Origin of the sequence: Stenotrophomonas sp. 2YAF22 (genome assembly GCF_052114665.1) — a bacterium.
Classification (GTDB): domain Bacteria; phylum Pseudomonadota; class Gammaproteobacteria; order Xanthomonadales; family Xanthomonadaceae; genus Stenotrophomonas; species Stenotrophomonas indicatrix.
The window spans coordinates 1-9,045 of sequence record NZ_JBFRFE010000108.1; the positions used below are offsets into that span (position 1 = coordinate 1).

General features: G+C 67.7%; 6 protein-coding genes. 3 read left to right on the forward strand and 3 right to left on the reverse strand.

The genetic code is table 11. The features are described 5' to 3' along the window. Positions 1–396 precede the first annotated feature (396 nt). Positions 397–1,299: a LysR substrate-binding domain-containing protein gene (locus AB4Y84_RS06605; protein ID WP_032976453.1), complete on the forward strand. Its 903-nt coding sequence runs from the start codon at positions 397–399 to the stop codon at positions 1,297–1,299. A gap of 32 nt (positions 1,300–1,331) precedes the next feature. Here the strand turns inward: AB4Y84_RS06605 and AB4Y84_RS06610 are convergent, their stop codons facing one another. Then, entirely contained in the window at positions 1,332–2,048 is a 717-nt protein-coding gene (locus AB4Y84_RS06610) for a transporter substrate-binding domain-containing protein (RefSeq protein WP_442244489.1), read from the reverse strand. 113 nt (positions 2,049–2,161) lie between these two features. Here AB4Y84_RS06610 and AB4Y84_RS06615 point away from each other — a divergent pair, with 113 nt between their 5' ends. After that, entirely contained in the window at positions 2,162–2,533 is a 372-nt protein-coding gene (locus AB4Y84_RS06615; protein ID WP_313249913.1) for a VOC family protein, read from the forward strand. Positions 2,534–2,565: 32 nt separating this feature from the next. Here AB4Y84_RS06615 and AB4Y84_RS06620 read toward each other — a convergent pair whose 3' ends face one another. Further along, on the reverse strand, positions 2,566–3,399 hold the full coding sequence (locus AB4Y84_RS06620) for an arylamine N-acetyltransferase family protein (protein ID WP_363734020.1): 834 nt from the start codon (positions 3,397–3,399) through the stop codon (positions 2,566–2,568). Between the two features lie 202 nt (positions 3,400–3,601). Here AB4Y84_RS06620 and AB4Y84_RS06625 point away from each other — a divergent pair, with 202 nt between their 5' ends. Further along, positions 3,602–6,136, forward strand: a complete 2,535-nt coding sequence (locus AB4Y84_RS06625; protein WP_442249898.1) for a methyl-accepting chemotaxis protein — start codon at positions 3,602–3,604, stop codon at positions 6,134–6,136. A gap of 99 nt (positions 6,137–6,235) precedes the next feature. On the opposite strand, the gene AB4Y84_RS06630 is transcribed toward AB4Y84_RS06625, so the two are convergent. Next, a complete protein-coding gene (locus tag AB4Y84_RS06630; protein WP_363734023.1) occupies positions 6,236–8,761 on the reverse strand; it encodes a sulfite reductase flavoprotein subunit alpha in 2,526 nt (841 codons plus the stop codon). Between the last annotated feature and the right edge of the window lie 284 nt (positions 8,762–9,045).

A 9,045-nucleotide genomic window follows, 5' to 3' on the forward strand; every position in this document is an offset into this window, starting at 1 on the left:
CTACATGACTGGGCCGCAACGCAGGTGCCGGAAGAGGAAAGCCTGCGCACGCCCGTCGGTGTGGCCGCATTGCGCGACGCCATCGATGCGTATCGCGCGCTCGCTATCGATCCGGAGCCGTGGTTGCCGGAGCACCTGCAGCGCGGCTGGTGATGCTGGCCGGGGTGGCCGACGTGTGGGTCGGCTGCTGCGCCCGGCGTGCATCGGGCACTGCGGGAACGGGACTGGCCAGGCGCTGGGCCAGGGCAACGTTGGTCACATGACCCTGCAGGAACAACAGACCGCTGAAGATGTTCATGATCGCGCCTCCACTTGAGTGGAATGCACGATACGGGCAGCATGGCGGTGCAAAAAGCGACATTTCCGCAAGGTCGACTTGAGAGGAATTCAAGCCTTATGTCCCGCCCACCGCTGCATGCCCTGCAGGGCTTCGTCGCTGCCGCACGCCTGGGCAACCTGTCCCGCGCCGCCGCGTCGATGAACCTGACGGTCAGTGCGCTCAGCCATCAGATGCGCCAGCTCGAGGAACGCCTGGGCCAGCCGCTGCTGATACGGCAGGCACGCGGCGTTGCCTTGACCCTGGAAGGGCAGCGCCTGCTGGATCAGATCGGCCCCCACCTGGATGCGATCAACGAAGCCTTCCAGCCCTACGCCGCGCGACCGGAGCATGTACTCACCCTCAGCGCCGTGCCCTCGATGGCCAGCGCCTGGCTGGTGCCACGCCTGGGCAACTTCGTGGCCGCGCATCCGCAGATCGAAATCAATCTGCAGTCGAGCGAGCGGCTGATCGACTTCGATCGGCAACTGCAGTTCGATGCAGCACTGCGGCTGGGCAGCGGACAATGGCCGGGGCTGGTGGTGGAACCGTTGTTCGACGAATGGCTGCTGCCCATGGCCAGCCCGGCACTGATCGAGCGCATGGGCGGCATCGGCCACCTACCTTTGGCACAGTGGCCGTTGCTGGGAGACCCCGACGGCGCGTGGGGCGCATGGTTCGCGCTGACCGGGCAGCGCCCGCCGGCGCGGTACGTGGCGGTGCTGGATGATTCCGAAGCCCACCATCGCGCCGCACTGGACGGCGTCGGTGTTGCACTGGGGCGGGTAACGCGGGCACGGCTGCTGCTGGACTCCGGCCAGTTGGTTGCGTTGTCGGACCGGCGCCTGAAAACCGCATGGCCGCATTGGCTGGTGTATCCGCAGCGCTCGGTGCGGCACCGTGGTTTCCTGGCCTTTCGCGAATGGTTGCACGCCCAGGCAGCCGAGCACGTGCGGCACATGCAGGCCGCAGATGCGGGATAGCGCCGGGCAAGCGTAATGACGGGGAGTGTGCGTCACCGCACCAGTGTGACTGCCTGCCCGGCACGTGCGAAGGCCTCGCCCAGCAGCGGCCCCGCCTTGATGGCATCCACTTCCGCGAACAGTGCCTGCAACGCCGCCGCGGGCCGTGCGATGGGTGCGGCGACCGCCTGCTGGATGGCGGTGAAGCGATCGGCCAGCACGCGATGGCCGGGATGTGCCTGTGCCCAGGCCAGCAGGGGCTGGCGTACGCCGGCCGCTGCATCCAGCCGCTGCTGGTCGAACAGGGTGATGGCGGCGGCCGAGGTATCGGCACGTTCAATCGATGCCTGCCGCAGCTCACGGCTGAGGAACAGATCGTAGGCGGCGCCGCGTCCCACCGCGATGCGCAGCCCGTTGCGATCAAGGTCTGCAACGCGTTGCGCTGGACTGTCATCGCGCACCAGATAGGTGCCTTCGATCTCCACATACGGCGCGCTGAAGGCAATGCGGTCGGCGCGCGCCGGGTCCACCGCCAGGAAGGCCAGGTCCCACGCATCCTCATTCACCGCCGCAACCACCGATGCGGCCGCATCGTGGCAACTGAAGCAGGCCTGCACACCCAGCCGCTGTGCCAGCGCGGTGGCCAGTTCCACCGACGGCCCATGTGGTGGATTGGCGTTGCCCTGGGCCAGCACCGGGTTGCCCAGGTTGATGGCAACGCGCAGGTGGCCGAGCGGGGCCAAAGCATGACGATGGTCGGCCAGGGACATGGGCGTTTCCAGGAGGGTGGCGGGCTGTCCAGCATGCCAGTCGTGGCTGTAGCGTGTAGTGCACAGGGCTGCGATGCTGCCTTTCATCCGCCTGCACGCCGAGCACGATCACCATGAATCCCATCCTGCATGTTGAAGTTCCGGTCGCCGATCTCGAACGCGCCGTGGCGTTCTACGAGCACTGGCTGCAGGTGCGCATCGAAGCGCCGATCGACCTGCATGACTGCCGAATGGCCTACCTGTCGTTCAACGATGACGCCGCAGGTGCCAGCATGGCGCTGGTGCACGGCGCCGACTACCTGCCGTCGGAGCAGGGTCCGCGCATCTACCTGGGCGTGGACGATGTGGATCGCAGCCTGCAGCGTGCCCTGCAGGCCGGCGCGGTGCTGTGCTTTGGCCCGGCCGTGGCCGGTGGCTGGCGGGTGGCCGAGATCCGCGACAGCGAGGGCAACCGGATCGCCCTGCAGGCACCCATCAACCCATAGCCGCAAGCACAGCAGCCGGGAATGACGTGCCGCTACACGGACGTGGCTCGCGATCGCTGCAGCCAATCGGCGATCGCCGGATCCAACCGCGGATCGTCCGGGAGGCGCATGCCGAAACCCTGCTGCAGCACCTCGCGCACGTCCTGAACATCACGCAGCGGGCGCTTGGCCGGCGCCTGGCCCGGGCGGTATTCGGTGTAGTTGCCGCTGCCGATGGTGCGCCGCCAATCCGGCCCGGTCAGTGATGCACGCAGTTGGCCGGGGAAGCTCGACTGCGGATGCGTGCACACGTACCAGTTGCCTACCTCGTTATCGATCGGTGCCGGTGGCTGCAGGTCGAAACGGTACAGCGGCCGCCAGTCGTCACCGGCCTCAGCGGCAAGCATGAAGTCGCCATCGTCCAGGCGCCGCACGCGGTAGCGCTCGTGCGGTGTGTCCTGCACTGCGGTCTCATGCAGGCGCAATGGCACGGTCGGGGTCAGGCTGCCGAAGCCGGTATCGACCAGCCAATCCTCGTCCTTCAGACGCACCCGCAGGAGCAAGTGCGTACGCGCGGTCAGCTTGCCCTCTGCAGCCGAGAGCAGCACCCGAGCGCTCAGCGGTCGCGCATCGAAGCCCAAGGCCTGCAGCAGGGCCAGGAACGCGCCATTGAGTTCGAAGCAGTAACCGCCGCGCTGCGCGTGCAGCAGCTTGTGCTGGACGCTGTCCAGGTCGATCGCCACCGCGTCGCGCAGCAGGCTGGTCAGGGTCTCGAACGGCAGCAGGGCGTTGTGGCGCTGCTGCAGCAGGGTCAGCCCGGCCAGAGTGAGCGGGGGCGGGGCATCCAGCTGCAGGCGCTGCAGGTAGCGGGGGACGTCGATGGACATGGCAGGCATCACGGGCAGGGGGCTCCACTGTGATACCGCAACCGGGGTTGAGGTCAAGCGCGCCCCGACGGTGTCATCCCCCGGTCGTCTGCGGCCGGTACAACAGCGACAACTGGCCAATGCCCGCAGAAGAATTCAGTCCGACGCTAAAGTTCCGCCCCAACCGGTCGATACAGGTGCGTCCTTCCGCCTGGAGTCTGTCATGTCGGCCGTCGTTCCCCACCTTCGGTCCCTGCGTAGCCGCGTTGTCGGGTTGCGTCCCCGTTTCCCTGGCCTGCTGCGCTGGTTGCAACCCAATCGGCTCAGCGTCGCCGACAAGCTCAAGGCGACCCTGCTGGTCTGCAGCCTGGGCCTGGTGGCCATCGCCGCCGTCCATGCCTGGACCAGCCATGCGAGCATGCAGGCGGCGCGCGACCAGGCCAGCTACCAGCAGGGCAGTGACCGCGTCGCTTCGCTGGCAGCGCGGGTGGCCGAGGCCCGGCGCCTGCAGACCCAGTATGCGCGAAGTTTCGACGATGCCGACCGCAGCCAGTTGCTGGCCACGCAACGGACGTTGAAGCAGGATCTGCAGGCATTGCGTGCAATGCCGATGGATGCGGGGCGGYGCAAGGTGCTGCAGGAGATGACCGAGGCCGTTGATGCATTCTCACAGGGCATCGCCGCGTTGTTCGAGCGGGTGGATGAGATGGGGCGCGGCGACGCAGGCCTGTCCGCGCAGCTGCAGCAGTCCGCCGACGCACTGCAGGCACAGGTGGACGCGCTTGAGCGCCCTGCGCTTTCCCTGCATGTGCAGCGGATGCGGCGCCAGGAAGCACTGCTGCTGCTCGATGGCGATTCCACCCATGCCGATCGTGCCAGCGAAGAGAAGCTGCCCTTCGATCTGGCATTGGCGGGCCTGCCCGCCGAGGTGCAGGAGCGCGTGCGCAACGGCATGGAGGCCTACCAGGCCGCGCTGCTGGGCTATACCGCCGCGCGTGTCGGCCTGGACGTGGAAGCACAGTCGCTGCTCGAGACGGCGGCAGCCGTGGGCCCGGCACTGGCCGCATTCCAGCAGGCGCAAAGTGCGGCACTGGCTCAGGCGCAGCTTCGTCAGCAGTCGGGCGCTCGGATGGCCAGCGTGCTGTTCGTGGCCACCCTGCTGCTGGTGGCTGGCGTGCTGATCACCAGCCTGGTGCTGGTCGTCCGCGCGGTGCGTCGACCGATCCAGGACACCCTGCGTTTCGCTGGCGATATTGCCGATGACCGGCTCGACACCACGCTGCGCGTGCACAACGTCAACGATGAGATCGGCCAGCTTGCGCATTGCCTGGTCGACATGCAGCAACGCCTGCGTGCGCGGATCGAAACCGAGCGCGCGGTGGCACGCGGCAACACGCGCGTGCGGCAGGCGCTGGACAGCGCCCAGACCGGCTTGATGGTGGTTGATGCGGAAGGACTGGTGGCTTACGCCAATCCGGCGCTGCTGCAGCTCCTGGATCTTCCCGCAGAGACGTTGCTTGGCAGCGACGCGGTCCGCCTGCATCCGGCGCTGGCGGGACTGATCGGTGTTCGTCAGCGCGAAGAGCGTGAGATCGGCCACGCCGGTACCCGCTACCAGTTGATCGCCAATGCCATCGTCGAGGACGACCACTTCCTTGGCGTTGCGGTGGAATGGCGCAGTCGCGCGCTGGAAACGCTGCTGGAAACCGAAGTGGCGGCACTGGTCGACGCGGCGGCGCATGGCGAGCTGCAAGGGCGCATCGTACTGGAGGGCAAGCAGGGCTTCGTGCGCACGCTGTCGACCAGCATCAATCGCCTGCTGTCCACCTTCGAGACCAACCTCGGCGATCTGCAGGCACTGCTGGCCGCACTGGCACGCGGTGACCTGAGCGTGCGCTTGGAGGGGGACCTGCAGGGSGTGTTCGCCCGCATGCGTGACGATGCCAACGCCACKGYCGCRCAGCTGGGCCACATCGTCACCCGCATCCAGCAGGCCACGGTCCGCCTGGACGTGGGTGTTGGCGAAATCGTCGCCGGCCATCACGATCTTTCCCAGCGCACCGAGCAACAGGCAGCCAACCTGGAAGAAGCCGCTGCATCCATGCATGAACTGACCGATACCGTCGGCCKCAACGCCGACGCGGCGGGGCTGGCCGATGGACTGGTGCGCGACGCCGCCAGGGTGGCCGAGCGCGGCGGCACTGCGGTCGGCCAAGTGGTGGCCACCATGCAGGGCATCAGTGCGGCGTCGCGGCGCATCGGTGACATCATCCAGCTGATCGATGGCATCGCCTTCCAGACCAATATCCTGGCCCTCAACGCGGCAGTGGAGGCCGCGCGTGCAGGCGAGCAGGGCCGAAGCTTCGCGGTGGTGGCGGCTGAAGTGCGCTTGCTGGCCCAGCGCAGTGCCGATGCGGCCAAGCAGATCAAGGGGCTGATCGAGGATTCGGTGACGCGGGTTGACCAGGGCAGTATGCAGGCCGAGCAGGCGGGTACGACGATGGACGAGATCGTCAGCAGTGTGCAGCAGTTGGCCGGTCTACTGGCCGGTATCCGCAGTGCCTCGCACGAACAGCATGCAGGCATTGCCCAGGTAAACCAGACCGTCGTACAGATGGAGGCCAGCACGCAGCGCAATGCGAGCCTGGTGGAAGAGGCCGGCGCGTCGACTGCGCAGATGCAGACCCAGGTGCGCGCGCTGGCCGAAGCGGTGGCCGCGTTCCAGCTGCAGCCCGAGCGCCGGGCATGGGCGGCCTAGCAGCGACGGGTAGGGCTGCCGATACCGGCGGGATCAGCTGTGGTGGGCGCGGAGCGTGCTCCGCCCACCCTCAGCGGCAGGGCGTGGCCCGGGCTCCACTCAATACACGTCGCGCCGATAGCGCCCGTTCTCCAGCAGCAGTTCCACCATCTCATCGCCCAGTGCCTCGCGCAGCACCTGGTCCACGCCTTCGGCCATGCCGTGCAGTGATCCACACACATGGATCACTGCACCTTGTGCCAACCACGCCTGCAGTTCATCCGTCGCAGCGCGCAGTCGATGCTGTACGTAGCTGCCATCGTCCACATCACGCGAATAGGCCTGATCCAAACGCAGCAGATGCCCGTCAGCCTGCCACCGGATGATCTCGTCGGCGAACAGGAAGTCGTGCGCGCGCTGACGCTCGCCGAACAGCAGCCATTGGCCGTGCTCCCCGTGATGCGCGGCTTCGCGCAGCAGGCTGCGCAGGCCGGCGATGCCTGTGCCGTTGCCGATCAGCAGCATCGGCGCACCCGGCTGCCGATGGAAGCCCGGATTGCGATGCACGCGGGCGGCTATCGCACCGTCCAGCGGCGCATGCAGGGCCAGCCAGCCCGAGCCCAGTCCGGCGCGGCCAGCTGCGTCGTGGACCAGCCGCACTACCAGCTCCACTTCGCCATCGGCGGCGCATGAGGCGATGGAGTACTCACGCCCAGGCAGTGACGGCAGGCCCGACAACCAGAGGCCTGCATCCTGCACCTGCAACGCACGGCCGGGTTCGGGCAGCACGCGTTCGCTGGCCAGTTCCAGCAGGGTCTTCGCAACGCCGTCGATCAGCTGTGGCTGCTGGGGATCCAGGCCATGCGCGCGCAGTACCGCGCTGGCATGCATCGCGTCGTGGCGGGGCGCAATGTGCAGGATGTCGCCGGCCTGCCAATCGACATCGGCCGGCGGTGCCAGGCGGATCTTCCAGATCTGGCCGCCGACGCTGCCAGCGTTGAGCAGGGTGCGGTCGATCAGGCGCCAGTCGTGCATCACTGTGGCGGCCGGCAACACGCTGTCGTCGGTGTCGATGCCAGTCAGTCCGGTCAGCTGCAGCTGCCACTGGCGCAGCGCCCCCACCGAAGCAGCATCGACGTCGATGCGGGCGAACAAGGGTTGCGCGCCCGAGCGCGTCAACCAGTCGTCGATCTGGATGCCGAACCCGCAGAACTGCGCGTACTGGTGGTCACCCAGTGCGAGCATGCCGTAGTGCAACCCGGAAAGGTCCGGAAGCTGTGCCAGCAACTGGCGCGCGCCGCGCCGTGCGTTGTCCGGTGGTTCGCCATCACCGAAGGTGCTGAGGACGAACAGCGCTTGCGTGGCGGCCTGCAGCTGCGTGGCAGTCACACGCGCAAGCGGCAGTACTTGCACCGCGTGGCCGGCCGCCTGCAGCTGCGCCGCCGCACGCCAGGCCAACTGTTCGGCCAGGCCGCTCTGGCTGGCATGCACCACCAGCCAGGGCGTGCCCGAAGCATGGGGTGCTGCTGCCGGCACGGTCTGCCGCAGCGCGCGGGCGGCACGCTGGCCGCGGCGGCGGTCCAGGTACAACAGCCAGCCGGTAACGAAGAACAGGCACATGCCCAGGCTGCTGAGCATCACCACGATGCGCCCGGGCATGCCGAAGAAGCTGCCCGAGTGCAGGGCGAACATGCTGGTGGTGAGCTGGCCGCCGGCACCCTGGCGCGCGTAGGGGCGCGCGTCGAGGACCGCGCCGGTGGCCGGGTCGAGCTGCAGCAGGTCATGGGCGCGGTCGTGATGGCCGCCCCGTTGCGCGGGATCTGTCGACATCACCCGTACGTTGAGCGCTTGGCCGGGCTTCTCCGGCAGGCGCAGATCGATGAAGCCCAGGCGTACGCCGGGCAGTGCGTACAGCGTGGCCTCGACCTTGTGCAGATCCAGGGGCAGATCCGTGGCGACCTTGTGCTTGGCGGGAGGCGCAACACCCAGCAGCTGGGTCAGCCCATTGCGATACCAGTCGAACGACCACCACAACCCGGTCAGTGCGCTCATCAGGTAGATCAGCAGCACCCAGGTGCCGATCACCGAATGCAGGCTCCACAGGAAGCCCCGGCCCTTGCGCGCCCATTCCACCGCCAGCCAGCTGCGCCAGTGCCACCAGCGGCGTGGCCAGCGCAGGTACAGCCCGGACAGGGTGAAGAACAACAGCGCGATCGCACAGCTGCCGGTGATCCACGAGCCGCGTTCACCGGCGACCATGTGGCGGTGCAGGTCCTCGACGAAATCGAAGAAGGCCTGTCCACGCAGCGCGCTGAAGCGCTCGCCGCTGTAGGGGTCGAAATACACCCAGTGGTCCTTGCCGCCGGCAAAGCGGGCCACCGATGGGCGCTGGCCGCTGGCATCCACCCGCAGGCGCTGCAGCGGCCGCTCGCTGCCCGCCTGCAGCAACGGCACCAGTTCGCTCAAGGCAAGCGGTTGCTGGTTGTCGGCATGGTGTTCGGCGATCGCGGCGAAACCGGGATTGGCCGCACGCAGCAGCTCATCCTCGAACGACAGGACCGCACCGCTCAGGCCCATCACGGCCAGGATGGCACCGGCGCTGATGCCCAGCAGCCAGTGCAGTTGGAACAGGACGTTCTTGAACATCGGGATCGAGGGCCGTCGAGGCTGCCGCCCGCATCCTGCGCAACAGCAAATGAGAATTAATCGTAATTCTCCGGGTCGCGGGCCGCTGCGGTCAAGGAGGGTTTGCCGGCAGGGCTGCGCCCTGCACCCGCCGTAGTGCCGGCCGCTGGCCGGCAACCTCAATAGCAACATCAACATCAACAGCAACAGCCGAAGCTGGTTTCCTGAGGGTAGGCGGGGTGGGTCCGGTTGCGGGGGACGCCGTGAACCCATCCTTGGGGGCTTGGGCGCGCCATCCATGGCGC

What these genes read in the sequence shown, in the direction of transcription:
- AB4Y84_RS06610 (WP_442244489.1), bottom strand. Translation starts at nt 2,048, where the DNA reads ATGTCCCTGGCCGACCATCGTCATGCTTTGGCCCCGCTCGGCCACCTG.
- AB4Y84_RS06605 (WP_032976453.1), top strand. Translation starts at nt 397, where the DNA reads ATGTCCCGCCCACCGCTGCATGCCCTGCAGGGCTTCGTCGCTGCCGCA.
- AB4Y84_RS06630 (WP_363734023.1), bottom strand. Translation starts at nt 8,761, where the DNA reads ATGTTCAAGAACGTCCTGTTCCAACTGCACTGGCTGCTGGGCATCAGC.
- AB4Y84_RS06620 (WP_363734020.1), bottom strand. Translation starts at nt 3,399, where the DNA reads ATGTCCATCGACGTCCCCCGCTACCTGCAGCGCCTGCAGCTGGATGCC.
- AB4Y84_RS06615 (WP_313249913.1), top strand. Translation starts at nt 2,162, where the DNA reads ATGAATCCCATCCTGCATGTTGAAGTTCCGGTCGCCGATCTCGAACGC.